Source organism: Pseudomonas fragi, assembly GCF_900105835.1.
In the GTDB taxonomy this organism is placed as follows: domain Bacteria; phylum Pseudomonadota; class Gammaproteobacteria; order Pseudomonadales; family Pseudomonadaceae; genus Aquipseudomonas; species Aquipseudomonas fragi.
The window spans coordinates 415,579-439,405 of record NZ_LT629783.1 but is presented as its reverse complement, the minus strand read 5'-3'; the positions used below and the strand labels follow the sequence as shown (position 1 = coordinate 439,405).

The window sequence follows — 23,827 nt, the reverse complement described above, 5'->3', positions numbered from 1 at the left end:
GCGTTGATCAGATGTGATAGATGTCGATGACCTGACGCACGTAGTCATTCTTGAGCACGACTTTCTTGGCCTTGATCAGCGGCTGCGGGCCGCGCATGTCGAGGGTGTAGAAACTGGTGCCGAAGTAGCTGTCGCAGGTCTTGTAGCGATAGCTGAGGGTGTGCCAGTTGAACCGCACATGGCACAGGCCGTCGGCTTCGTCGACGATCTCGATATTGCTCAGGTTGTGCGAGGTACGGGTGTCGGGGATGGTCGCACTGGAGCGCTCGGTCTTGATGCGGAATACGCGGTCTTCCAGGCCACCACGGTTGCCGTACCAGATCAGCGAGATTTCGCTTTGCGGGTCTTCGGTCAAGGTGTCGTTGTCATCCCAGCACGGCATCCAGAAGCTGGCATCGGCGGCGTACAACTCCAGCCATTGATCCCACTGGCCGTCGTCCAGGTAACGTGCTTCGCGGTACAGAAAGTCGCGCACAATCGCGTAGAGGCTGTTCATTGCACGGCCTCCACGGGGATCAGCGCCGGTTCGCCGGCGGCGGCCTTGAGCATGGTTTGCTGCCAGTACTTGTGTTGCAGCACAAACAGGCCTTCGTCCTCGGTGCGCACACCAGAGAGCAGCGGCTTGAGATCGATTTCCTCGGCCGCCGCATCGGCGCCCTCGACCCAGTGCTCAGCCCCGCGGGACATGTCATTCCAGCCGCGCCCTGCGCCGTAACCGGTCTGGCAGGAGCGGAACTCTTCCAGGTCATCCGGGGTGGCCATGCCACTGACGTTGAAGAAATCTTCGTACTGGCGGATACGTTTGGTGCGCGCCTCGCTGCTCTCGCCCTTGGGCGCAATGCAGTAGATGGTGATCTCGGTCTGGTTCACGCTGATCGGTCGGGCAATACGAATCTGCGAGCTGAACTGGTCCATCAGGTACACATTGGGATACAGGCACAGGTTGCGCGAGTTCTCGATCATCCAGTCGGCGCGGGCCTGACCGAAGTCGCGGGCCAGTTCGTCACGGCGCTCCCAGGCGGGGCGATCCTCGGGGTTGGCCCAGCGGGTCCAAAGCAGCAGATGGCCGTGGTCGAACGAGTAGAAACCGCCGCCGCCCTTGGCCCAGCTGCCGGCACTCATGGTCTTGATCTCTTCACCGGCTTCGCGCAGGGTGCGCTGGTTTTGCGTGGCGGCGTAGTTCCAGTGCACGGAACTGACGTGATAGCCATCGGCGCCGTTTTCGGCGGTGAGTTTCCAGTTGCCTTCATAGATATAGGAACTGGAGCCGCGCAGCACTTCCAGGCCATCGGCGGACTGGTCGACGATCATGTCGATGATCTTGGCCGACTCGCCCAGGTGCTCGGCCAGGGATTTCACGTCTGGGTTGAGGCTACCGAACAGAAAGCCGCGATAGGACTCGAAGCGCGCCACTTTAGTCAGGTCATGGGAGCCTTCGCAGTTAAAGCCTTCGGGGTAGCCGGCCGCAGCCGGGTCCTTGACCTTGAGCAGCTTGCCGCTGTTGTTGAAGGTCCAGCCGTGGAACGGGCAGGTATAGCTGGCGCGGTTGCCGGTCTTGTGCCGGCACAGCATGGCGCCGCGATGGCTGCAGGCGTTGAGAAAAGCGTTGAGTTCACCGGCCTTGTTGCGCGCGATGAAAATCGGCTGGCGGCCCATGGTGGTGGTCAAAAAATCGTTGACGTTGGGGATCTGGCTCTCGTGGGCAAGGTAGATCCAGTTACCCTCGAAGATATGCGTCATTTCGAGTTCAAAGAGGTCGGGATCGGTAAACATCTCGCGCTTGCAGCGGTAGATGCCCTTCTCCTTGTCGTCTTCCAGCATGGCATTCAAGTAATCGATACCCAGGGACATGGCCAGGGCCTCCGTTGTTATTATCCAGGCCGGGTCAGGTTAGGGAATCGAGGTGAGGGGCACTATCCGATTACTGCCAATCGTTATCCGATTAGTGCAGGCAGCCGGTTATTGCTGTGGGAGCGGGCTTGCTCGCGATGCAGTCGACGCGATGATCCTGTGACACCGCAGCGATCCCATCGCGAGCAAGCCCGCTCCCACCCCAGCAGGTGGCGGCACGTTCAATGCCGGCGCTTGAGGGTGCTCGAAGGCAGTTCGCCAAACTGCAGGCGGTAACTCTCGGAGAACCGCCCCAAATGCACAAAACCATAATCGAGCGCCAGCTCGGTGAGGCTGCGCACCGTGCAACCGGGGTCGCTCAAGCAAGTGTGGATACGCGTCAGCTTGCGCTGGCGGATGTACTGCAAGGGGGTCACGCCCAACTGGCGCTCGAACAGGCTGTAGAGCGAGCGCTGGCTGATGCACGCTTGCGCAGCCAGGTCTTCGCTGCTGATTTCCTGCTTGAGGTTGCGCTCGATGTAATCAAGGAGGCGCTCAATACTGGCACTGGCAGATGCCAGGTTTTCGCGGCTGATATTGGTCTGCATCAGGGTCAGCAACTTGCTGGCGACAATCTGCGTGTAATGCTCCTGCACCCGCAGCAGCGGGTCACTGGCCTCGGACTCCTGGCACACCATGCCCAGCAAGCCAAGAAAGCCTTCCAGCTCATCGAGCCGGTAGTGGTTGCGCATAAAACGCACCCCGCCCGCCGGCCGCCGCCAGCGCTGATCGTCACACACCGACTCAAGCAATTTGACCGGCAGCTTGAGGATGAACTTTTCACAGTCCTGAGAGTAAGTCAGATCCACCGGATCATCCGGGTTGATCACCAGCAGCTCCCCCGGCCCCAGATGCTGCTCGCGATTGGCGCCGCGCCACAGGCAATTGCCGCGCAGCAGCACCTGCAAGTGAAAGATGCTCTCCAGTGCCGGCGAGGTCACGCGCACACTGCCGCCATAACTGATACGGCACAGATCCAGCTCGGCGAACTTGCGATGATTGAGGCTGGCCAGCGGCCGGGTGGTTCGGGAAAGGCCAATACAGTGCTGGCCAACATGCCGGTTCACATAATCGGACACGGCATGGGGGTCAGCATGTCGGAACACACTACTGCGCTCGCTCAGCAGGCGGCTATCCATCGGTCAGGTACTCGGTGTTGTCATTATTATTGGCGTCACGTGCGCCAGAGTAGGCACGCCGACCCTGGCAGAGCAATTGGACCCTCGGCTAATGTGCGGTAATCGAACGCTTTTAGCCGGGTGGTTGCGCCGCCCCTGCAAAAAACTGGCTTACCCTGTGCGCCCTAAAAACAACAAACAAGAGACTTTCGATGCTGCCCCGCCTTCGCCATGCCCCTTTGTACCTCGCCCTGTTGAGCACACTGACCGGAACCAGCCATGCGGCTGACCTGAGCTGGGTCGACCCCGCCGTCGCGGCGGTCAATGACCAGGTGATTTCGCTGCGCCACACCCTTCACCAGAACCCGGAGATGGGTAATCAGGAATTCAAGACCGCCGCCCTGGTCGCCGAGCAGCTTAAAAGCTTGGGCCTGCAAGTGCGCACCGGCGTCGGCAAGACCGGCGTCGTTGGCGTGCTCAAGGGCGGCCTGCCCGGGCCGGTCGTGGCCCTGCGTGCCGATATGGACGCCCTGCCCGTCAAGGAAATGACCGGCCTGCCCTACGCCAGCACGGCTACCGGTATCCGCCTGGGCAAAACCGTGCCGGTGATGCACGCCTGCGGCCATGACACCCACACCGCCATGCTGCTGGGCGCAGCCAGAGTGCTGGCCGAGCATCGCGACCAGGTGGCCGGCACCGTGGTATTCCTGTTCCAGCCTGCCGAAGAAGGCGCGGCGGATGTCGACGAGTTCGAAACCGATACCCTGATCGGCGCCCAGGCCATGATCCGCGACGGTGCCCTGGACTCACCCAAGGTCGAAGCGATCTTTGGCGTGCATGTGATGGCGGGCTACCCCACCGGTCATCTGTATTACAAGGCCGGTACCGTGCTCAACAGCAGCGACGGCTTTCGCCTCATCGTCAAAGGCCAGCAGACCCACGGCTCGGCGCCCTGGAGCGGGGTTGACCCGGTGGTGGCCAGCGCCGCCATCATCGACGGCCTGCAAACCCTGGTCAGCCGCCGTGCCGACCTGTCACAAGGCATGGGGGTGATTAGTGTCGGCACGCTCAATGCCGGTTCTGCGGCCAATATCATCCCCGAGACCGTGGAAATGACCGGCACCATTCGCAGCAACAGCGCCGCGGTGCGCGACACCCTGCTGAAAAAAATGCCGCCGCTGGTACAAGGCATTGCCAGCGCCTACGAGGCCAAGGCCGACCTGCTGCTGGTCAACCATGCGCCGGTCACCAGCAACGACCCGCAACTGACCGCAGCCATGGTCCCGGCCCTGCAACTGGCTGCGCCAGGCAAGGTGCAGTTGCTGCCTGCGTCCCTGTCGCCAAGCGAAGACTTCTCGTACTACGCCGAAAAAGTCCCGGGATTGTTTGTATTTTTGGGTGCTACGCCTGAAGGGCAGGACATGAGCAAGGCCGCCAACAACCACAGCCCCTACTTCACCGCCGACGATGCCACCCTGGCCACCGGGGTGAAGGCCCATGTGCAGTTTGTGATGAATTATCCGGGGCGGGTGCGCGGCAGCTGAAGCGCAGGCAAACACCTTGCCCACGCGGACAGCACGGCGCTGACGGGTTTGCCGTCAGCGCCACAGGCTAGTGGCTGGGTGTGCTGCGCAGATATTCCAGCACTGCGGCCTGATCCCCGGCAAAGGCAATGCGCGAGCCCTTTTTCTCGCGCTGGAAGGCGTACATCGGGTCGTAATACTCGCGCAGCAGGGCTTCGATCCAGACCCGGTGCAGGTCTACCGCACCGCAACGTTCCTGCTCCTGCAAGGCCTCTTGCATGACTGCCTGCAAGCGCTGGTGGCGCTCGCCGCCCAGGCGCCGCTGGATATTGGCCAGGCTTTCAAGCAGGCGCCGGGAGAACAGGGCAAAGCCATGTTCGCCATTGCTGGCGGTGAACTCGGCACACAAGTCCACTACATAGTCGCGCAGGATGCGTTCAACCCGGCTTTCCAGGCGGTCTTCAAGCCAGACCACAGGGGCGCCCTGCATACGTTGATACAACGTCAGTGGCAAGGCGCAGCTACCCACCGTGCGGCTTTCGTCTTCAACCACAAAACCTTCATGGCCCTTGGCGCGCTTCTTCAGCACGTCAATGGCCAGCCGATTTTCAAAGTCGATATTCGACGGCTGCGCCGTGGCCCGCTTGCCGAAACTTGAGCCGCGATGGTTGGCATGGCCCTCCAGGTCAAGGCCATTGTTGAGCTGCACCAGCACATCGGTCTTGCCAGTGCCGGTCATGCCGCCGAGCACGGTCATGTCGCACTGGGCCACGGCATCGTCCAGGGTCTGGATCAGAAAGCTACGCAGGGCCTTGTAACCGCCGGTGACGCGCGGGTAATCGATCCCGGCATCGTGCTTGAGCCACTGCTGGACAATCTGCGAGCGCATGCCGCCACGAAAGCAGTACAGGCAACCCTCGGGGTTGGCCCGGGCAAAATCGGCCCAGGCCTGCAGGCGCTCGGCCTTGACCTGCCCCGACACCAGTTGGTGGCCCAGCACCACCGCCGCCTGCTGGCCTTGCTGCTTGTAGCAGGTGCCCACCCGCTCGCGCTCGCGGTCGGTCATCAGCGGCAGGTTGACCACCCCGGGGAACGCCCCCTTGTGAAATTCGATCGGCGCGCGGGTGTCCATCATCGGCCGGTCATTGAGAAACAGCTCGCGATAGTCGGTGACGTCATCAGCCATCATGACACCTCAACCGCGTATGTCTGTCGCTCAACCAACTGGCCGATCGGCTCCAGGGTCAGGCCATGCTCACTGGCCATTTGCAGGAATGCCTGATTACCTTCCGGGCTCACTGCAACCAGCAGGCCGCCACTGGTTTGCGGGTCGCAAAGCACACGCTTGTGCAGCTCTTGCAGCGGCGACAGTTGGGCGGCGTAACTGTCATAGTTGCGCAAGGTGCCACCCGGCACGCAACCCTGTTCCAGGTAATACTCGACCGAGGCCAGGCGCGGCACCCTGGCATATTCGATCTGTGCCGTCAGCTGACTGCCATCGGCCATTTCCACCAGATGGCCGAGCAGGCCAAAACCGGTCACATCGGTCATGGCCTTGACCCCGTCGAGTTTGGCAAACTGGCTGCCCACCTTGTTCAGCGTACACATCCAGTCCCGCGCCAGGCCCACATCGGCGGTGCGCAACTTGCCCTTTTTCTCGGCGGTGGTGAGGATACCGATGCCCAGAGGCTTGGTCAGGTACAACAGGCAACCCGCCGTGGCGGTGTCATTGCGCTTCATCTGGCGCTTGTTGACCACGCCTGTCACGGCCAGGCCGAAAATCGGCTCGGGGGTATCGATGGAATGCCCGCCCGCCAGCGGGATGCCGGCGTCATCACACACGGCGCGACCACCGCGGATCACTTCGCGGGCCACTTCAGGCGGCAACAGATGCACCGGCCAGCCCAGAATCGCAATGGCCATCAATGGGTCACCGCCCATTGCATAGATGTCGCTGATGGCATTGGTGGCGGCAATACGGCCGAAATCGTAAGGGTCATCGACGATCGGCATAAAGAAATCGGTGGTCGAAACCACCCCGCGCTCGTCATCCAGGGCATAGACCGCAGCATCGTCACGCGAGGCATTGCCGACCCACAGCTTGGGGTCGAGGTTTTGTGCGCCGCTGCCGGCAAGGATCACTTCCAGTACCTGAGGCGAAATCTTGCACCCGCACCCCGCACCGTGGCTGTACTGGGTCAGGCGGATCGGCTCGCTCATAAAGGTACCTCGGGTCAATTTCAAAGCAGCAGATACTAGCAGAGCCGAGCATTGCATGCGCCGGCAAGCCACGCGCGCACTCGGTACCCGGCCTGCATTGCGTCTGCATCAAGGGGTGACCGGCATACTGAAAAGCGACCTGCCGGTCACATATGTAGTGCCTGAAAATAATCACTACATACGTATTGACGGCACGATTTTCCCCCAGCATTATGCAGACGTCTTCCCCACCGGAAGCGCTGGAAAGGGTTGTTGCAAGCATGCTCGACGAGCTGTCGGGCTGTTCCGGGATAGGTACTGCCCACAAGGCAGAATTGATGAAGCTGACCTGGCTTGATCGTCCGCGTCAAAGACGACAGGGGCTAGCGAAACGTCCTCAAGAAGCTTGTGGCTGATGCGTCATGTCACTCAGGCATCCTGGTTCACGCTGCTCTCCTTCGCTTTACGCTCTTTATGTAGTGCCGGGTTTTACTACTACATATGACGAACTCAAGACAGATCTGCTTTGGATGGACACTACGCAGCGCTGCATGTGCAGTTGCGCGAATCAATTAGACAGATCAACGAGTAGTCAAGGAGTTAGCCATGAACCTGAATAACCAACCGACTGTTAACGAGCTGGCTCGACTCTTCGCTGCCCAGAAAGACACGCTGAACGACCACATCCTGTGGATCAGCGATGCCGGTGATGTGCGTATCGATCCTGTAACGTCGTGCAAGGAAGAAACCAGATTCGAGGAAGAACGCCCACAAATGCGTGCCCACCTCAAAATGTACCGCCGTGGCCAAGGCTACGTGGGCAAAAAGGCTGCAGCCGATAGCGACTACATGGCGCGCGTGCTGCAAACCCTGACCCTGACCTGGCAAAAGGCGCAAACCGCGCCTGCGCTGGTCAAGGTTAACAGCTACAGCTGATAGCCCCGCCGTACAAGAAAGCCCCGGACAACCCCCGGGGCTTTTTCAATTTCATGCTTGCGGGGTTTTAATGCAGACTTCCGTGCCTCGGCCGCCGCCATTGTAGTCAGGCAGGTAATAGGACTTGTGCAGCGTGGTGGTGTATTGCCCCTTGCTGTCCTGGTCCCGGGTGATGGTCGCGAGCCCGACTCCGCGATCGGTGGCGGCCTCCAGGCTGTCATTGGCAAAGTACATCGCCAGTTGCTGGCCCTGGGCCGCGGCGTAGCCTGTATAGATGGCCTTGTCGCTACCCAGGTCAACTTCAAGCTTGAACGTGTAGGCACCAAAGTTCTGGCTGAAGTGGCTGGATTTTTCATCCACCTTGAAACTCAGATCGCCCTTGAAGGCGCCGTCATGGCTGTCAAAGCCCGTGCATTTATAATCGCCGGCTATATACAACGGATCGTTGACTGCCCCATCTGCCAGCACAGAACCGGCAGGGGCCAAACTGGTCACGAGTACAAGTGCGTTCACTAGATTCCTGGTCAAGTTATCCGACATGTTTCCCCCTCGAAACAATGTAATAAGGATGGGCTGTAACCGTCGGAAATCTACACATCTACCGGCACTGGCATCTACTGAACTACAAAACGGATTGTGGCAAAAATTGTCCTTCTGGCAGGTGGTTGTTTCCTGTGGGAGCAGGCTCCCACAGGATGTCAGACCGCCTGCTCCAGCTCAGGCACGGCGTCGAACAGGTCCGCCACCAGGCCATAATCGGCCACCTGAAAAATCGGCGCTTCTTCGTCCTTGTTGATCGCCACGATCACCTTGGAGTCTTTCATGCCGGCCAGATGCTGGATCGCGCCGGAAATGCCCACCGCGATATACAGCTGTGGCGCAACGATTTTACCGGTCTGACCGACCTGCATGTCGTTGGGTACAAAGCCTGCGTCCACCGCCGCGCGGGATGCGCCGACCCCTGCTCCCAGCTTGTCAGCCAGGGCATACAGGTACTTGAAGTTGTCGCCGTTCTGCATGCCGCGCCCACCGGAAACCACGACCTTGGCGGCGGTCAGCTCAGGGCGGTCCGACTTGGCCAGTACCTCGCCCACGAACGACGACGTGCCTGCATCGTGAACCGCTGCAACCGCCTCAACCGCTGCCGAACCACCTTGGGCGGCAACCGGGTCGAAACCGGTGGCACGCACGGTGATCACCTTCACTGGCGCAGTGGACTGCACGGTGGCAATGGCGTTACCGGCGTAGATCGGGCGGGTGAAGGTGTCGGCGCTGACCACCGAGATGATCTCGGAGATCTGGTCAACGTCCAGCTGCGCAGCAACGCGCGGCAGGATGTTTTTGCCGTTGGAGGTCGCGGCGGCCAGGATATGGCTGTAGCCGGCACCCAGCTCTGCTATCAGCGGGGCAAGGTTTTCCGGCAACTGATGGGCGTAAGCCGCGTTATCCGCAACCAGCACTTTGGCCACGCCTGCGATCTGAGCTGCCGCCTGCGCTACGCTGCCCAGCCCCTGCCCGGCCACCAGCAGGTGAATGTCAGCGCCGATTTGGCCAGCCGCCGCCAGCGTGTTCAGGGTTGCCGATGCAATACCGACACCATCATGTTCTGCAAGTACCAGGACCGTCATGTTCAGATCACCTTCGCTTCGTTTTTCAGTTTCTCGACCAGTTCAGCCACCGACTTGACCTTGATACCCGCGCTGCGTGCAGCCGGGGCTTCAACTTTGAGGGTCGAGTGGGTCGAAGCAGTCGAAACACCCAACGCGTCTGGCGTCAGCACTTCAAGCGGCTTTTTCTTGGCTTTCATGATGTTTGGCAGGGACGCATAACGCGGCTCATTCAAACGCAGGTCGGTGGTGATGATCGCCGGCAAGCTCAGCGAAACAGTTTGCGCGCCGCCGTCGATTTCACGCGTGACGGCAACCTTGTCACCTGCCACTTCAACCTTGGAGGCGAACGTACCCTGGCCGAAACCGGTCAGCGCAGCCAGCATCTGGCCAGTCTGGTTGTTGTCGCTGTCGATGGCCTGTTTGCCCAGGATCACCAGCTGAGGTTGCTCCTTGTCGACAACGGCCTTGAGCAGCTTGGCCACGGCCAGCGAGGTCAGGTCTTCGGCGGACTCGACGAGAATGGCGCGATCGGCACCCAGAGCCAGCGCGGTACGCAGCTGTTCCTGAGCAGTGGTCGGGCCGATGGAGACGACGACGATTTCAGTGGCAACGCCTTTTTCTTTCAGGCGCACGGCTTCTTCCACGGCGATTTCGCAGAAGGGGTTCATCGACATCTTGACGTTGGCGAGGTCAACGCCGGAGTTGTCCGCCTTGACGCGAACCTTGACGTTGTAATCGACCACGCGCTTGATACAGGCCAGCACCTTCATTGTTGCTCCCTCTATGGCTACTTGAATGGAAAAGCCCTAAACCGTTGCGGGCTCGACAGGCAAAATCAATTGATCCGGCACCGACTGCCCCGAGTTGCGCGCCACGAAGTAATACACCAGCGCCGGCAACGTCAGGCCAATGATCCACGAGATATCGGTGCCGCCCAGAGGCTCCACCAAAGGCCCGGTATAAAAGCTGGTGGCGATAAACGGCAACTGCACCACCACCCCGAAGGCGTACACCACAATACCGTGCAGGTTCCAGCGACCGTATCGGCCATTCGGGTTAGGCAGCGCCGGTACGTCGTAGCGCTCCTTGCTGATCAGGTAGAAGTCCACCAGGTTGATCGCGCTCCAGGGCGTGAAAAATGCCAGCAAAAACAGGATAAATGCCGAGAAATCCTTGAGGAACGAATGCTGCCCGAGCAAGGCCAGTGCGGTGGCAAAACCGACCATCAGCAGGATGTAAAACAGGCGCAGGGTTTTCGAGATTTCATGGTTGCCGCGAAAACCGCTGACGATGGTGGCCAGGGACATGAAACTGCCGTAGGCATTGAGTGTGGTGATGGTCACCTTGCCGAACACCACACAAAAATACAGCAGCGCCGCCATCGCCCCGCTCGCCCCCATGCCGACGATGTACGACACCTCATGCCCGGCAAACTGGTTGCCCGCCAGCGCCGCCACGAACACGCCAAAGACCATCGAGATCTGCGAGCCCACCACCGAGCCCAGGCCCACCGCCAGAAAGGTTTTCAGCGATGAGGTCGAGGCTGGCAAGTAGCGCGAGTAGTCCGCCACATAAGGCCCAAAGGCGATCTGCCAGGAGGCTGACAACGAAATCGCCAACAGAAAACTGCTCAGGGCAAAGTGTTTGTTGCTCAGCAACAGGCCTATGTCGTTTTGCGAAATCAAGGTGTAGAACAGATAGAAAAACGCCAGCACCCCGACCACGCTCGCCACCCGGCCGATCATGTGGATGGTGCGATAGCCCAGGATGGTCAGCAGCACGATCAGCGCGGCAAAGATCAGGATGCCCCACGAGTCGCTCACCCCCACCAACTGCCCCACCGCCTGCCCGGCCAGCACCGAACCGCTGGCCGAAAAGCCCACATACATCAGGCACACCAGCACGATGGGAATCACCGCGCCGTAGACGCCGAACTGCACCCGGCTGGAGATCATCTGCGGCAAGCCCAGTTTCGGCCCTTGCGCCGCATGCAGCGCCATGATGGTGCCGCCCAGCACCTGCCCGATGAGCAGGCCGATCAACGACCAGAACACATCGCCACCCAACACCACGGCCAAGGCCCCGGTGACAATGGCGGTGACTTGCAGGTTGGCCCCGAACCACAGGGTGAACTGACTGAACAGTCGCCCGTGGCGCTCCGACTCGGGGATGTAATCAATGGAACGCTGTTCGACCAGCGAGGCCCGCGGTGAATCTTGGTTGAGCGTGGACATAAGCAGTTCCTTCAGGCTGGCACCCGGGGTGCGCCGTGTTGTTATGGGAAAGACTTTTCCAATCCTTGGCCGCTGGTTATCTGGCCGCGTCGAGCAAGGCGCGGGAGATGATGATTTTCTGCACCTCGGAGGTGCCTTCAAAAATCCGCAGGATCCGCGCATCGCGCACATAGCGCTCCAGCGGCAAGTCGCGGCTGTAACCGTAACCACCATGCAGTTGCAGCGCGGCATCAGTGATAAACCCGGCGCATTCGGCGGCCACCAGTTTTGCCGTGGCCGAGTCCAGGCTGAAACGCTCGCCGCTGTCACGCCGGGCGGCAGCTTTCATGGTCAGCAGGCGCGCGCATTCCAGTTGCGCGTACATATCAGCCAGGCGCCATTGCGTGCCCTGATACGCCGCCAGCGGCTTGGGCCCGATCTGGCGTTCGCGCACCCAGCTCAAACTCGCCTGCAATGCCGCATTGGCGATGCCCAGGGACATGGCCGCCACTTCTACCCGACCGCGATCCAGCACCGCCATCGCCGTGTTGAAACCCTGACCTTCAACACCGAGCAGCGCCGACGCCGGCAGCCAGCAGTCCAGCGCCAGTTCATAAATGGTACTGCCGCGCAGGCCCATGGTTTTTTCCGGGCTGGAGAATGTGATACCGGCCGTGCCCCGGGGCACCATAAATGCGCTGATGCCCTTGTGGCCGGCTTCGGCGTCCGTCTTGACGTAGAGCACGATAAAGTCGGCTTCCTTGGCGTTGGTGATGTAGTGCTTGCTGCCGCGCACCCGCCAGCCGCCTTCTTCACGCACGGCGCGGCTGCGCATGTCGGCCGGGTTGGAGCCCGCCGCCGGTTCAGTCAGGGCAAAGGCGCCAAGCAGTTCACCGCTGGCCGCGCGTGGTAACCATTCCTGCTTTTGCTCCTCGGTGCCGCCCAGCAGGATCGAGTCCGTGGCCAGGAAGTGCGCGGTCATGGCCGACGCGGTGGAGGCACAGGCCCCTGCTACCGCTTCCACCACGCGGCTCATGGCCAGGCTGCCGATGCCCGGGCCGCCATATTCTTCCGGCAGGTTGATGCCCATGCAGCCCAGGTCGCCCAATGCCTTGATGCTGGCCAGGCAGAACGTTTCGGTTTCGTCATAGTGCTGGGCCAGGGGCTGGATCACTTCGCGGGCCACTTGTTCGGCACTGTCGACGACGGCCAATTCTTCTGCAGTCATTTCAAAGTTCATGGGTGTACTCCTGCCTTGCTGAAGCCGAATTCGGCGTTGTCGGCGCCCAGACGCGGGGCGATGTTAGTGCTATGAGGTTTACGGCCATTGAAGAACACCGGTTGCGGCACCAGTGCCAGCGCCGCGCCTTCGGGTTGAACCTGCAACTGGCGGACCCGGGCATGTTCACTGCTGGCCGCCTGCTGCAGGTCCCACACCGGCGACGACGGCACTCCGGCATCGAGCAGGCCGTCGCACAACTGTTCCACACTGTGCTGCGCGGTCCAGCGTTCAATGGCGGCATGCAGTGCCGGCTCGTGCAAGGTGCGCTGGCTGTCATCGATAAAGCGCGCATCGCTCGCCAGCTCCGGCTGGCCCATGCACTGGCACAGGCGCTCGAACAAACGATTGCTCGCCACCGCAATCACCACCAGGCCATCCGCTGCGCGGTAGGTGTCAAACGGGGTGGAGACCGGATGCCGATTGCCTACCAGCCCGGGCGCCACGCCCTTGGCATAGAGGTTGGACAGGCCGGTCACCTGCAGACTGAACAACACATCAAACATGGCCACATCGATGTACTGCGCTCCCGGAGCATGCCGCTCCCGGGCAAACAGCGCCGAGCTGATCGCCCAGGCTGCATACACCCCGGCACACAGGTCGCCGATCGCCTCCCCACTGCGGGTGGGGCCGGTGGCAGCAAAACCGGTCACGCTCATCAGGCCGGACATGGCTTGCGCCACAATGTCGTAGGCCGGGCGCTTTGACAGCGGCCCTTGCTGGCCAAAACCGGAGATGCTGGCGTAGATCAGCCGCGGGTTGTGCTGCTTGAGGCTGTCAAAATCGATGCCCAGGCGCTGCGTCACGCCGGGGCGGAAGTTCTCCACCAGCACATCGGCATCGGCCACCAGCTCATAAAAACGCTGGCGCTGCGCCGGGTTTTTAAAGTCGATCTCAACGCTGCGCTTGCCGCGGTTGATCAGGCCGAAATACACGCTTTCGCCATCCAGAAACGGCCCCAGGTGACGGGCATCATCGCCCTCCTCGGGTACTTCGAACTTGATCACGTCGGCCCCCAGATCCGCCAGCATGGCGGTGCAATGAGGTCCGGCCAGCACACGGCTGATATCCAGCACCCGCACCCCCTGCAGTTGTTGCGTAAACGGATTGTTATCCATGCTCCCCCCCTCTAAGACTCAAGCAGCGCAGCAACTGCGCACTTATACCAACCTGTATGTACAAGTGAATGCAAGTGAGGGGCCAACACGCCGCAAGCATTGCGCCCACAGCTTCAACATTAAATTTAAATATGTTTAAAATCAGACAGTTAAAAAATTTATATTTTTTAAAAGAAAAAACTCAGGCGGGACAACACTGCAAAAAGTTGCCGCAACTTTGTGCATATGCAGGTAGGAAGGTAACAAAAACGCACCAAAAGTAACGCGAGTAACACACCGCTACCCGCGACCCATGCCTCCTAGGTGCCGCACTGCCCTTGCAGGCGGTAGCGTGAACCGGGGTAGACCAGCCGAGCACACCCTACCAGCCCCTGGGCAGCCCAGGTGCGGCGGCGAATCAGCAGGCACGGCTCGTTGCGCTTGACGTTCAACAGCCGGCATTGCGCCGACGTGGCATGAATCGCTTCGACCTCATGCTCGCCACCGGTCAGTGGCGCCAGGTTCATCAGGTAGGCATAGGCCGTGGTTCGAGTGAAGTCCTGTTGCAGGTACTCAGGGGCAATCTCGGCGTTCACATAGCGCTCCTCGATCTGCACCGGCACCTCGTTTTCGTAATGCACCATCAGCGAGTGGAACAAGCGCTTGACCCCGTCCAGGGCAAACGGCAGCACAGGCGTGGCCTTGGCCGCCACCTCTTCGAGCACAATCACCTCGCAGCGATGCACGTGGCCACGGTCAGCGATTTCCTGGGCGATATTGCGAATCTCGAACAACGCCGCATTGCCCTTGGGCACGGCAACAAATGTACCCACCCCCTGCATGCGCACCAGCAGCCCTTCGATGGTCAGCTCGCGCAATGCGCGGTTGATGGTCATGCGGCTCACCCCCAACAGGGTGAGCAGTTCACTCTCGGACGGCAGCCTGGAGTTGGGCAACCAGGCCCCGGAACGGATTTTTTGCGTGATCGCCTGCTTGACCCGCGCATACAGCGGCGCCGGGCTCTCAATGGAAAATGACTCAAGGGGTGAATGGTCATCGACTGACTTGGACACAACAACTCCTGTTCGTAGGGCTGGGCATGCAGCCGGGCTGCGCCAGTTTACGCGCAGGCCGGGCCAAGCTAAACGGGGGATTAACGCGGCATGTAATCGCGTTGCCAACGTCGCGGAATGCGCAACGACACTAGCCCCAAAACAGCCGCCAAACCGGCGCTGAACAACATGGCCCTGAGGCCGAACTGCGCCTCCAGCACCGCGCCCAACACTGCCCCCAGCAACATCCCGGTCCAGGGCACCAGCTGCACACGCCAGCCACTGCGGCGCTCACCCAGCAACCAGCGGCCCAGGCCGCGGCCAAAACGCGACAACGCCCCGGTCACATAGGTCAGGCCCACCGGCAGGCCATTGACCTGTTCCACCGCCGCATTGAGCATGCCCATTGCCACGATTGCCGCCAGCAAAGCCGGGACCTGGCTGGCGAACGGCAGCAGGGCCGATGCACACAACAAGCCGGCAATCACCAGCATCAGCGGCAAGGCCCGTCGCCCGCCCCAACGCCCCAGCAACACCCCCAGGGCATTGCCGACAATAAACGCCAGCACCGCAAACAGCAGGCGCACCGCCATACCCAGGTCACCATCACCGATGGCCACTGCCAGGCGCGTGGTATTGCCACTCATAAATGAAACAAAATCACCGGTGGCCAGAAAGCCGATGGCATCAGTCATGCCCGCCAGTACCGACAGGCTGGCCACCATCGCCAGCCCTACCCGGCCGCGCCAGGCTCGCACTCGCACATGCACGGGGTTGCTCGGTTTTCGCAGTGGCGCTGGAAGCATGGCGCAAGCCTCTGTAGGAATACCCGACTAAAGAGTGAACGATTTTGTCATATAAAAAAGCCACCATAGCATTCGTCCTGTAGGACTATTCGTGTTCTTGCGCAGGTAAAATCGAACCAATTGCGAAAAAGGCATCTAATAAACGCTTCTGCCAAGGATGAGAAGCTCAGGTTTGCAGCAATGACAAGGATCAACACAGGGGCGGCCATGCCCGCTGTGCCAGGCCGGTCAGCCTTAACAGCTGTATGCAGAAGATCCCCATGAACCAGTCTGTTTGGATTAAACCTCGACTCAAGCCCTATGCCCTGGCGGCGATCCCGCTGCTCCTGGTTGCCGGCGCTGTGGCATTGGCGGTACACGCGGATGACGTCTTTGCCCGACCGGTGGACGGTGTGCAAACCCTGGTGTTTTTGCGCCATGCCGAAAAACCTGCCGATGGCCTCGGCCAGCTGACCTGCCAGGGGCTGAACCGGGCGATTGACCTGGCCACCCTGCTGCCGCAACGCTACGGCAAGGCTGACTACGTATTTGCCGCCAACCCTTCGCGCCAGGTCGAAGAAGGCGCCGACGATGACGCTTACAGCTATGTGCGCCCGCTGATGACCATCAACCCGAGCGCCATCAAGCTGGGCTTGCCGATCAACCTGGAGTACTCGGCCAACGACACCCGCCAACTGGCCAAGGAACTGACCGACGACCAGTACCACAGCTCAACCATCTACACCGCCTGGTCCCACGGCTACTTGCCGGAACTGATCAACAGCGTTGCCAGCCAGGCCCTGGGCCAGAAGACTTCGTTGACTGAAGACTGGTCCGGCGGCGACTTTGACTCGTTGTATGTGCTGACCCTGACCTGGAAAGACGGCAAGGCCAGCCTGCTCAGCCGCGTCGACAAACAAGACCTGAACAATGGCTCCAAGGCGTGCCCGACCTGATCTGCCTGCACCCGGATCACGGCGCGAGCGCGGTGCGCGCCGGGGCATGCCGGCGCACCGCCCAACTGACCCCGCCCAGCAGCATCAACACCGCCAGGGTTTCTACCCCGCTGGGCCAGCGTTGCAGGTAGATAAAGCCGTAGAGCAGCGCAAACACCGTTTCAAACACGATCAACTGCCCGCTCAGGGTCAACGGCAAACGCCGGGACGCGGCATTCCACATGCGATTACCAAACCACGAGCCGAGCACGGCGCAGGCCAGGTTGACCAGCCAGAACATCTGCCAGCGCTGGTCCGTGGCCTCGACGGTCACCGCGTCCACCGCCAGCCAATGGGCAACCCCCCAGATCAGCACACCCAGCACCCCGGTGGTCACTCCCCACAACGTCGACCACTCGCCACTGTCAAAGCGGCTGAGCTTCAAATACCGCGCATTCTCGATGGCGAACCAGCTCCAGCACAGCAAGGCGCCGATACCGCACAGCACACCGAGCACCTTGGTGCCCAGCGGCTGTGGTGAGGTGTCGCCGAACAGGGCTTCGAGATTGATGCACAGCACCCCGCCCAGCACCAGCAGCAACGGCCATGCCAGCCGCGCCAGGGGAACCGCCCCGGCATCGCGGCGGCCCAGCCAGGTAATACTCAGCGGCAATACCCCGATAATCAGCGAGGCCGCCGCGATACCCACCCACTGCACCGAGGCGGCCAGCAGCATGTAATAAATCAGATTGCCCAGCAGGGCGAACTTGACCAGGGTCAGCACATCGCGGCGGCTGAGCTGGAGCAGCAAGCGCCGGGCATTGGGTAACAGCAGCACCAGTGACACCGCGCCATACACGATAAAACGCCCGCAGCTGAGCAACAGCGGGCTGAACTCCGGCAACAGCTTGGGCACCAGGAACACCAGCCCCCACACCGCCCCGGCCATGCCGGCATAGACTATCCCGCGTTTCATGTCGCGCTCTCAGGCTGATCGATATCGAGCGAGAATAGGCGGTTCGCAGTCCAAGAACAAAAGATCAATTGGCATGCTGGTATTCCACCACGGAATGGCTTATACCCTGTGGGAGCGGGCTTGCTCGCGATGGCAACACTGCGGTTTAGCTGACAGACCGCATCGCGGGCAAGCCCGCTCCCACACCATTCAAAAAGGCCGCCATGAACCGCTACACCAAGAACCTGCCGCCCCTGGCCACCCTGATCACCTTCGAAGCCGTAGGCCGCAATGGCAGCTTTACCCGTGCCGCCAGCGAGTTGTGCCTCACCCAAAGCGCCGTCAGCAAACAGATCCGCGCCCTGGAAGACCACCTCAAGCTGGCCCTGTTCGAGCGCCAGGCCCGGGGTATTGGCCTGACCCTCGCCGGCGCCAGCCTGTTCAGTGAAGTCAGCACCCTGCTCGAACGCCTGCAACACAGCGTCAACCGGATCAAGGCAGCCCATGCGCCCAATGCCGTCACCGTGCTGTGTACCCATGCGGTGGCGCAGTTCTGGTTGTTTCCACGTTTGCTCGCCTTCAACACCGAGCACCCGTCGATCACGGTGAACATCCATGCCAGCAACGATATCGACGAATCCAGCGTCGCCGATTACGACTTCTGCATCTTGTACGGCGCCGGCCAGTGGTCATCGCTGAGTGCCGAGCCGCTGTTTGCCGAGAAGGTCTACCCGGTGGCCCGCCCCGACCTGGTGTTGAGCAGCATCAACCAACCTGCCGACCTGCAAGGCCTGCCCTTGATCGAACTGGATGCATCAGGCTGGAACTGCATGGACTGGCGCGACTGGTTCAACCATTTTGGCCTGGAACACAAGGCCGATGCGCAACGCCCCACCTTCAATCAGGTCACCCTCGCTTATCAGGCGATCGTGCAAGGCATGGGGGTGGGTCTGGGCTGGGACTTTATGGTTCGCGACAAAATCGAGCGAGGTGAACTGTGCCGCGTCGGCGCGTTTGAATTTTTAAGTACAAACGCCGATCATCTGGCGCACTCTCGGCAAAAAACGCTGTCTGATGCAGCAATGACTTTCCAGCGCTGGCTGCTTGATCAAGCCCGGCGCGATTTCTCTCCAACTTGCCCATAGCTCAAGGTACATGCATGAAGATCAAGGTTACCGGTTTACCCCTGCTGCTAGTGGCCTTGCTGGGACTGGCGGGCTGCGCGACTCCGAGCGTGGTGACCCTGCAAAACGGCACGCAATACCTGACCAAGGACCTGCCCGTCACCACCAACAAGGACGGCTTCTACGAGTTTGTCGATATCGCCGGCAAGCACGTCAAGGTTCGGGCCGAGGATGTCTCAACCATCAAGGCAGATTGAACACGGGCAGCCAGCGGCAAGCAGCGCATTTTAACTTGCCGCTCACCACGCACCAAAGCCGTTACTCATTCAACGCATCCAGCAGCCGGTAGTAGCTGATACCCGCCGCCACATACAGACGTTGCAGGCTGTGGAAGGGGATGCGGCGAATCGGCGTGACCGGGAACGGGAAGTCATTGCTGGCCCCCGAAACCCGTGCTGCCAGGTGCTTGCCCAAGGTGGTCGCCATTGCAATGCCGCGGCCGTTGTAACCCATCAGGATCGACAGGCCCGGTTGCGGTTCGTGCAACTGCGGCAGCACGCTGTGATTAAGCGCTACCCGCCCGCTCCAGCGGTATTCGATCGCCACGCCTGCCAGTTGCGGAAACAAGCTGATCAGCGAGCGCTCCAGATGCGCCCAGTCTTCGGCGCGGCGCGGCTCGGAAAACGGCCCGCGCCCACCCAGCAATACACGCCCCTGGGCATCCTGCTTGAAGTACAGCAACAGGCGCCGCGCATCCGAGCACACTTCCCCACCCGGCAAAATGGTTTTGCGCAGCTCCGCTGAAAGCGGTCGGGTAGCTATCAGGAAGCTATTGGCGGCCAGTACCGTTTGCCGCAGCCCCGGCCACAAGCCGTCGGTATAGCCATTGGTGGCCAGCACCACGCGTTCGGCCGTCACGGTGTGGCCCTGTGCGGCCGTCAATTGCCACAGCGGACCCACACGACGCAAATCGGTAACCCGGGTGTCGCTGTGGATGGTCACGCCACGCCCCAGCGCCGACCTGGCCAGGCCCCGGGCATAGTTCAGCGGGTGCAGGCTGCCAGCACGCGGGTCAACCCAGCCGCCGACATAATTTTGCGTACCGATACGCTGGCAAACCGCACTGGCATCGAGCAACTCGGCCGCTACGCCTCGCTGCTGCCATTGCCGGGCGCGGTGTTCCAGGGCCTTCATGGTGGTGCTGGAAAACGCCGGCTGGATCCAGCCCTTGCGCGTGGCATCACAGGCAATGCCGTATTCGCGGATCAACGAGAACACTTCATCGGCCGCCCCGCCGCAGGCCTCGATAATCTTTTCGCCACGCTCGGCGCCAAAGCGTTCGAGCAACTGGTCCGGGTCGTACTTGAGCCCGGGGATCACTTGCCCGCCGTTGCGCCCCGAAGCGCCCCAGCCCGGCTCACCGGCATCCAGTACGCAGACACTGACGCCCGACTCGGCCAGGCGCAGTGCGGTCACCAGCCCGGTGTAACCGGCGCCGACAATTGCCACATCCACCCGCTTGTTTTCCGCCAGCGCCTGGGTCAATGCGCCGGGGCGGGCCGTGGCCGACCACAGTGAAGGCGGCAATATCAGTTTCGACGGTGCTTTCATGTGCGCCTGCGCAGTGCAAAACGTCGTTCCAGACGACGCAAACCATAGGACAGCGGCAAGCTCATCGACAGATAGAGCAATGCCACCAGGGTGTAGACCGTCATGTTTTCAAAAGTCGACGACGCGATCAGTTGCCCCTGGCGAGTCATTTCAGCCACGGTGATGGTCGACACCAACGACGAGTCCTTGAGCATCATCACCAGGGTATTGCCATAGGGCGGCAAGGCAATCCGAAACGCCTGGGGCAGGACGATACGGCGCATGATCATCAGGCCGCGCATGCCAAACGACTCGGCAGCCTCGATCTGGCCCAGGTCGATGGCCTGGATCCCGGCACGGAAGTTTTCCGCCTGATAGGCCGAATAGGCTATGCCCAGGCCGATCACCCCGGCCTGCATGGCGCTGAGCTGGATACCGAAATCGGGCAAGACAAAATAGATATAAAACAGCTGCACAATGATCGGCAGCCCGCGAATCACATTGACCACACCAATGGCGAACAATGCGATGGCGCGAATTTTCGACACCATCATCAGCGCAAACATCAGGCCGATCACGGAACTGAGCAGGAACGAACCTGCCGTGACCTGCACCGTGACCACTGCGCCTTTGAGCAGAATCGGAAGAAAGTCCAACGCATCCTGGAGAAACATAAACTACCTGCGCACCGCTACAAGAAGCGGCCCACCGCGTTGCGGGGGCCACAGAATCATCAGTTCAACTGCCACTTCTCGATGATGCGTTGCAGCGAGCCGTCAGCCTTGATGGCAGCGATGCCCTTGTTCACCTGGGCCAGCTTCTCGGCGTCCCCCTGGCGCATCACCAGGCAGACATCCCCCATAACCACCGGCACATAGGTGCTCGACAGTTTTACGTCCGGGTTTTTACCCTGGGCCAACTGGTAGGCAATGATCGGGCGATCACCAAATGCAGCCTTGATGCGGCCCAGCTTGAGGTCACGCATCAGGTCGGGAATGGAGTCGTAGCTGCGCACTTCCTTGAAGCCGCCGTGCTTGTTCAGGGCATCGAGGAAGACTGTGCCAACCTGGGCGCCAACCATTTCACCGGCCAGGTCATCCATGGATTTGTAATCTTTCTGGTCATCGGCCTTGATGATCAGGCCTTCGCCGTAGCTGAAAATCGGATCGGAATACTGCACGACCTTTTCACGCTCGGGGGTCTTGAGCATGGCGGCGGAAATCAGGTCGATCTTGTTGGTGGTCAACGAAGGGATCAGCGCCGCAAAGGTGGTTTGCTGGATCTCGGTGTCGAACCCGCCAGCCTTGCCCACGGCCTCGGCCGCGTCGACCATCATGCCCTGGATTTTTCCGCTCTTGATATCGAGAAAGGTAAACGGGATGCCCGTTGCCGTCGCCCCGACCTTGTAGACAGGCTCTGCAACAGCGCTGGCTGGTCCAATCAACCCGGCCGCCATTGCGCATACAAGCGTCAGCACTTGAAAAGGTTTTTGCATAGCGAATCTCCCTGTGGTCGCTTTTATTGTGGTGCTACGGCACTCAATAACCCTTGCACCCTCTGGTACAAAATGCCGCCATCGACTATAACCAATTTACTTAAATCGTAAAGAGATTTATAAATATCGCATATCGATATTTATAAGCCTGAAACAAGCCAAGGATGCGCCATGAGCGATAACAACAACCCTCTTTTCAACCAGTCACTGGAAAAGGGCCTGGCCGTACTTCGCGGCTTCGGGGCTGCGCGGCGCACCATGACCCTGGCCGATATCCTGGTCGATGTGGCCAACCCCTATCTGGCCGAGCTCAACCAGATCACCGGCGAGACCGTCAACCTGACCGAGCCCGACGGGCTGGACATGGTTTATGTGTCGCGCTTTGTCGCGCCGAAATTCATCCCGATCCATATGCCCATCGGCAGCCGCATCCCCATGTACTGCACCGGGGGTGGGCGCGCGTACCTGAGCGGCCTGGCGGATGACGAGATTCGCCGCGTACTGCAGGACAGCCCGCTGACGGAACTGACGCGTTATACCCTGACCGATGCCGAGGCCATCTTTGAGCGGGTGCTGGCCAGCCGCAAACAGGGCTATGCCACCAACAAGGAAGAAATGTTTCTGGGCGACATGACCCTTGCCGCGCCGATTTTCAACAACAATGGCCTGCCAGTGGCCGCCGTGCATGTGGTGGTACCCAGCAGCCGCTGGACCCTACAGGAGGCGGAAGACAAACTGGCCTCGTCCGTGATCCAGTGCGCACGGGCAATCAGCAATTCGATCAGGACCTTGTAACGCCGAACACACGGTTGAGCCTTGCAGGGGCTATTGTGGCAGCGGGCTTGCCTGCGCCCACAGGTTTGGCGGCGCCTGCAGAATCCGGGCCGCCCCCACAGGGAGCAAGGCGCTTGAGGTATCATGCCGCGCTATTTCCCTGCGTTCGGTAATTCTTTATGCCCAGTATCTCCCCAGCTACGCCCACCCGAGGCTGGTCATTCTGGTGGAAACCCCTGCTGTTTCTGCTGGTCGCCGGTATTGGTCTGTACTACGTCAAGTGGTCGCCCTACTACTTCAAGGCCTTTGTCGCCGCCGACAACCACAGCATCGGCGCTTCGATCCTCAACGATAACCAGGGCGAGCCCATCGCCGCCGCACTGGCCTATGCCCAGGTGTACTTTCTGGCGATCTGGAAGGCTGCGGTACTGGCGGTGATCCTTGGCTCGCTGATCCAGGTGCTGATCCCCCGGGACTGGCTGCTGCGCCTGTTCGGCAAGGCGGGCCTTGGTTCGACCCTGCGCGGCGGCCTGTTCGCCCTGCCGGGCATGATGTGCACCTGCTGCGCCGCCCCGGTGGCCGCCGGCATGCGTCGGCAAAAAGTCTCGGTGGGGGCCGCCCTGGCCTTCTGGATCGCCAACCCGGTGCTCAACCCGGCCACCCTGGTGTTTATGGGCTTTGTGCTGGGCTGGGGCTTTAGCGCCTTGCGCCTGGTGGCAGGCCTTGTGCTGGTGATCGGCGTGTCGCTGATCGCGCAGCGTATTTCGCGCCCTGAAAGCATCCCCGATGCAGCACTGGATGCGGTGTCCGAAGCCAGTGCGGTGGATCAGCAGAACTTCTTCAGCCGCTGGGGCCGCACCTTGTGGCAACTGTTCTGGAACACCATCCCGGTCTATCTGCTGGCGGTGCTGTTGCTGGGCGCGGCACGGGTGTGGCTGTTCCCCCATGTGGACGGTGCCATGAGCGACAGCCTGGTGTGGCTGGTGCCGCTGGCCATTGTCGGCACGCTGTTTGTGATCCCGACTGCGGCAGAAATCCCGATTGTGCAAACCATGATCGCCTTGGGCATGGGCACGGCCCCCGCCGTGGCATTGTTGATGACCTTGCCGAGTGTGAGCCTGCCGTCACTGCTGATGCTGCGCAAGGATTTCGATACCCGGGTACTGGTCAGCGTGGCGCTGATGACCATGCTGGTCGGCGTGCTTAGCGGTCTGGTGGGGATGTGGTTGCTCTGACACTGGCCCGCTCCCAC

General features: G+C 60.9%; 24 protein-coding genes. 7 read left to right on the top strand and 17 right to left on the bottom strand.

Features of this window, described 5'->3' with window-relative positions:
* Positions 1-7: 7 nt before the first annotated feature.
* From benB to BLU25_RS01940, 3 genes are all read right to left on the bottom strand, one after another.
* Positions 8-496 (bottom strand): benzoate 1,2-dioxygenase small subunit, encoded by a 489-nt coding sequence (gene benB, locus BLU25_RS01950; RefSeq protein ID WP_029611382.1) that lies wholly within the window; start codon positions 494-496, stop codon positions 8-10.
* Positions 493-1,851, bottom strand: coding sequence for a benzoate 1,2-dioxygenase large subunit (gene benA / locus BLU25_RS01945; protein WP_083369492.1), 1,359 nt, complete (start codon positions 1,849-1,851; stop codon positions 493-495). Before benA ends, benB begins: the two co-directional genes overlap by 4 nt.
* Before the next feature lie 221 nt (positions 1,852-2,072).
* On the bottom strand, positions 2,073-3,029 hold the full coding sequence (locus tag BLU25_RS01940) for an AraC family transcriptional regulator (protein ID WP_016780683.1): 957 nt from the start codon (positions 3,027-3,029) through the stop codon (positions 2,073-2,075).
* A 191-nt stretch (positions 3,030-3,220) separates the two neighbouring features.
* Here BLU25_RS01940 and BLU25_RS01935 point away from each other — a divergent pair, with 191 nt between their 5' ends.
* Positions 3,221-4,552, top strand: coding sequence for an amidohydrolase (locus BLU25_RS01935; protein WP_083369491.1), 1,332 nt, complete (start codon positions 3,221-3,223; stop codon positions 4,550-4,552).
* 67 nt (positions 4,553-4,619) lie between these two features.
* Here the strand turns inward: BLU25_RS01935 and mnmH are convergent, their stop codons facing one another.
* Positions 4,620-5,717 carry a tRNA 2-selenouridine(34) synthase MnmH gene (gene mnmH, locus BLU25_RS01930; RefSeq protein ID WP_029611381.1) on the bottom strand — a complete coding sequence of 366 codons (1,098 nt, stop codon included), beginning with the start codon at positions 5,715-5,717 and terminating at the stop codon, positions 4,620-4,622.
* Positions 5,717-6,751, bottom strand: a complete 1,035-nt coding sequence (gene selD, locus BLU25_RS01925) for a selenide, water dikinase SelD (RefSeq protein WP_083369490.1) — start codon at positions 6,749-6,751, stop codon at positions 5,717-5,719. The genes mnmH and selD overlap by 1 nt, the downstream gene beginning before the upstream one ends.
* Before the next feature lie 585 nt (positions 6,752-7,336).
* Here selD and BLU25_RS01920 point away from each other — a divergent pair.
* Positions 7,337-7,666 carry a hypothetical protein gene (locus tag BLU25_RS01920; protein ID WP_016780679.1) on the top strand — a complete coding sequence of 110 codons (330 nt, stop codon included), beginning with the start codon at positions 7,337-7,339 and terminating at the stop codon, positions 7,664-7,666.
* Positions 7,667-7,717: 51 nt separating this feature from the next.
* On the opposite strand, the gene BLU25_RS01915 is transcribed toward BLU25_RS01920, so the two are convergent.
* The 8 genes from BLU25_RS01915 to BLU25_RS01880 all read right to left on the bottom strand — a co-directional run bounded on the left by BLU25_RS01915 (position 7,718) and on the right by BLU25_RS01880 (position 15,723).
* Positions 7,718-8,179 (bottom strand): hypothetical protein, encoded by a 462-nt coding sequence (locus BLU25_RS01915; protein WP_016780678.1) that lies wholly within the window; start codon positions 8,177-8,179, stop codon positions 7,718-7,720.
* A gap of 185 nt (positions 8,180-8,364) precedes the next feature.
* Positions 8,365-9,294, bottom strand: coding sequence for an electron transfer flavoprotein subunit alpha/FixB family protein (locus BLU25_RS01910; protein WP_016780677.1), 930 nt, complete (start codon positions 9,292-9,294; stop codon positions 8,365-8,367).
* A 2-nt stretch (positions 9,295-9,296) separates the two neighbouring features.
* A complete protein-coding gene (locus tag BLU25_RS01905) occupies positions 9,297-10,046 on the bottom strand; it encodes an electron transfer flavoprotein subunit beta/FixA family protein (RefSeq protein WP_016780676.1) in 750 nt (249 codons plus the stop codon).
* 36 nt (positions 10,047-10,082) lie between these two features.
* The gene (locus BLU25_RS01900; RefSeq protein WP_016780675.1) at positions 10,083-11,510 is read right to left on the bottom strand and encodes a purine-cytosine permease family protein; all 1,428 of its coding nucleotides are present in this window, start codon (positions 11,508-11,510) and stop codon (positions 10,083-10,085) included.
* Positions 11,511-11,586: 76 nt separating this feature from the next.
* Positions 11,587-12,729: an acyl-CoA dehydrogenase family protein gene (locus BLU25_RS01895; RefSeq protein WP_016780674.1), complete on the bottom strand. Its 1,143-nt coding sequence runs from the start codon at positions 12,727-12,729 to the stop codon at positions 11,587-11,589.
* On the bottom strand, positions 12,726-13,886 hold the full coding sequence (locus tag BLU25_RS01890) for a CaiB/BaiF CoA transferase family protein (protein WP_016780673.1): 1,161 nt from the start codon (positions 13,884-13,886) through the stop codon (positions 12,726-12,728). Before BLU25_RS01890 ends, BLU25_RS01895 begins: the two co-directional genes overlap by 4 nt.
* 299 nt (positions 13,887-14,185) lie before the next feature.
* On the bottom strand, positions 14,186-14,938 hold the full coding sequence (gene hutC / locus BLU25_RS01885) for a histidine utilization repressor (protein ID WP_016780672.1): 753 nt from the start codon (positions 14,936-14,938) through the stop codon (positions 14,186-14,188).
* Between the two features lie 80 nt (positions 14,939-15,018).
* Entirely contained in the window at positions 15,019-15,723 is a 705-nt protein-coding gene (locus BLU25_RS01880; protein WP_029611380.1) for a YoaK family protein, read from the bottom strand.
* Positions 15,724-15,983: 260 nt separating this feature from the next.
* On the opposite strand from BLU25_RS01880, the gene BLU25_RS01875 reads away from it, so the two are divergent.
* Positions 15,984-16,658 (top strand): histidine phosphatase family protein, encoded by a 675-nt coding sequence (locus tag BLU25_RS01875; RefSeq protein ID WP_016780670.1) that lies wholly within the window; start codon positions 15,984-15,986, stop codon positions 16,656-16,658.
* Positions 16,659-16,674: 16 nt separating this feature from the next.
* Here BLU25_RS01875 and BLU25_RS01870 read toward each other — a convergent pair whose 3' ends face one another.
* Positions 16,675-17,613, bottom strand: coding sequence for a DMT family transporter (locus BLU25_RS01870; RefSeq protein WP_016780669.1), 939 nt, complete (start codon positions 17,611-17,613; stop codon positions 16,675-16,677).
* Positions 17,614-17,816: 203 nt separating this feature from the next.
* On the opposite strand from BLU25_RS01870, the gene BLU25_RS01865 reads away from it, so the two are divergent.
* Positions 17,817-18,737, top strand: coding sequence for a LysR substrate-binding domain-containing protein (locus BLU25_RS01865; protein WP_083369489.1), 921 nt, complete (start codon positions 17,817-17,819; stop codon positions 18,735-18,737).
* Positions 18,738-18,751: 14 nt separating this feature from the next.
* Positions 18,752-18,973 (top strand): YgdI/YgdR family lipoprotein, encoded by a 222-nt coding sequence (locus BLU25_RS01860; protein ID WP_016780667.1) that lies wholly within the window; start codon positions 18,752-18,754, stop codon positions 18,971-18,973.
* 61 nt (positions 18,974-19,034) lie between these two features.
* On the opposite strand, the gene BLU25_RS01855 is transcribed toward BLU25_RS01860, so the two are convergent.
* The 3 genes from BLU25_RS01855 to BLU25_RS01845 are packed head-to-tail and all read right to left on the bottom strand — an operon-like array spanning position 19,035 to position 21,801.
* On the bottom strand, positions 19,035-20,327 hold the full coding sequence (locus tag BLU25_RS01855) for an NAD(P)/FAD-dependent oxidoreductase (RefSeq protein WP_016780666.1): 1,293 nt from the start codon (positions 20,325-20,327) through the stop codon (positions 19,035-19,037).
* A complete protein-coding gene (locus BLU25_RS01850; protein ID WP_016780665.1) occupies positions 20,324-20,980 on the bottom strand; it encodes an amino acid ABC transporter permease in 657 nt (218 codons plus the stop codon). The genes BLU25_RS01855 and BLU25_RS01850 overlap by 4 nt, the downstream gene beginning before the upstream one ends.
* Before the next feature lie 59 nt (positions 20,981-21,039).
* The gene (locus BLU25_RS01845) at positions 21,040-21,801 is read right to left on the bottom strand and encodes an ABC transporter substrate-binding protein (RefSeq protein ID WP_016780664.1); all 762 of its coding nucleotides are present in this window, start codon (positions 21,799-21,801) and stop codon (positions 21,040-21,042) included.
* A 171-nt stretch (positions 21,802-21,972) separates the two neighbouring features.
* On the opposite strand from BLU25_RS01845, the gene BLU25_RS01840 reads away from it, so the two are divergent.
* Together BLU25_RS01840 and BLU25_RS01835 are read left to right on the top strand one after the other, a co-directional pair.
* The gene (locus tag BLU25_RS01840) at positions 21,973-22,596 is read left to right on the top strand and encodes an IclR family transcriptional regulator (RefSeq protein WP_016780663.1); all 624 of its coding nucleotides are present in this window, start codon (positions 21,973-21,975) and stop codon (positions 22,594-22,596) included.
* 158 nt (positions 22,597-22,754) lie between these two features.
* Positions 22,755-23,810, top strand: coding sequence for a permease (locus BLU25_RS01835; protein ID WP_016780662.1), 1,056 nt, complete (start codon positions 22,755-22,757; stop codon positions 23,808-23,810).
* Positions 23,811-23,827 lie beyond the last annotated feature (17 nt).

Bases quoted from the DNA above. Each gene is read 5' to 3' on its own strand.
- BLU25_RS01840 (WP_016780663.1), top strand. From the start codon at position 21,973: ATGAGCGATAACAACAACCCTCTTTTCAACCAGTCACTGGAAAAGGGC.
- BLU25_RS01940 (WP_016780683.1), bottom strand. From the start codon at position 3,029: ATGGATAGCCGCCTGCTGAGCGAGCGCAGTAGTGTGTTCCGACATGCT.
- BLU25_RS01845 (WP_016780664.1), bottom strand. From the start codon at position 21,801: ATGCAAAAACCTTTTCAAGTGCTGACGCTTGTATGCGCAATGGCGGCC.
- BLU25_RS01890 (WP_016780673.1), bottom strand. From the start codon at position 13,886: ATGGATAACAATCCGTTTACGCAACAACTGCAGGGGGTGCGGGTGCTG.
- BLU25_RS01895 (WP_016780674.1), bottom strand. From the start codon at position 12,729: ATGAACTTTGAAATGACTGCAGAAGAATTGGCCGTCGTCGACAGTGCC.
- selD (WP_083369490.1), bottom strand. From the start codon at position 6,751: ATGAGCGAGCCGATCCGCCTGACCCAGTACAGCCACGGTGCGGGGTGC.
- BLU25_RS01850 (WP_016780665.1), bottom strand. From the start codon at position 20,980: ATGTTTCTCCAGGATGCGTTGGACTTTCTTCCGATTCTGCTCAAAGGC.
- BLU25_RS01905 (WP_016780676.1), bottom strand. From the start codon at position 10,046: ATGAAGGTGCTGGCCTGTATCAAGCGCGTGGTCGATTACAACGTCAAG.
- mnmH (WP_029611381.1), bottom strand. From the start codon at position 5,717: ATGGCTGATGACGTCACCGACTATCGCGAGCTGTTTCTCAATGACCGG.
- BLU25_RS01865 (WP_083369489.1), top strand. From the start codon at position 17,817: ATGAACCGCTACACCAAGAACCTGCCGCCCCTGGCCACCCTGATCACC.
- BLU25_RS01935 (WP_083369491.1), top strand. From the start codon at position 3,221: ATGCTGCCCCGCCTTCGCCATGCCCCTTTGTACCTCGCCCTGTTGAGC.
- BLU25_RS01910 (WP_016780677.1), bottom strand. From the start codon at position 9,294: ATGACGGTCCTGGTACTTGCAGAACATGATGGTGTCGGTATTGCATCG.
- BLU25_RS01870 (WP_016780669.1), bottom strand. From the start codon at position 17,613: ATGAAACGCGGGATAGTCTATGCCGGCATGGCCGGGGCGGTGTGGGGG.
- BLU25_RS01920 (WP_016780679.1), top strand. From the start codon at position 7,337: ATGAACCTGAATAACCAACCGACTGTTAACGAGCTGGCTCGACTCTTC.
- BLU25_RS01880 (WP_029611380.1), bottom strand. From the start codon at position 15,723: ATGCTTCCAGCGCCACTGCGAAAACCGAGCAACCCCGTGCATGTGCGA.
- BLU25_RS01875 (WP_016780670.1), top strand. From the start codon at position 15,984: ATGAACCAGTCTGTTTGGATTAAACCTCGACTCAAGCCCTATGCCCTG.
- BLU25_RS01855 (WP_016780666.1), bottom strand. From the start codon at position 20,327: ATGAAAGCACCGTCGAAACTGATATTGCCGCCTTCACTGTGGTCGGCC.
- BLU25_RS01900 (WP_016780675.1), bottom strand. From the start codon at position 11,510: ATGTCCACGCTCAACCAAGATTCACCGCGGGCCTCGCTGGTCGAACAG.
- BLU25_RS01835 (WP_016780662.1), top strand. From the start codon at position 22,755: ATGCCCAGTATCTCCCCAGCTACGCCCACCCGAGGCTGGTCATTCTGG.
- benB (WP_029611382.1), bottom strand. From the start codon at position 496: ATGAACAGCCTCTACGCGATTGTGCGCGACTTTCTGTACCGCGAAGCA.
- BLU25_RS01860 (WP_016780667.1), top strand. From the start codon at position 18,752: ATGAAGATCAAGGTTACCGGTTTACCCCTGCTGCTAGTGGCCTTGCTG.
- benA (WP_083369492.1), bottom strand. From the start codon at position 1,851: ATGTCCCTGGGTATCGATTACTTGAATGCCATGCTGGAAGACGACAAG.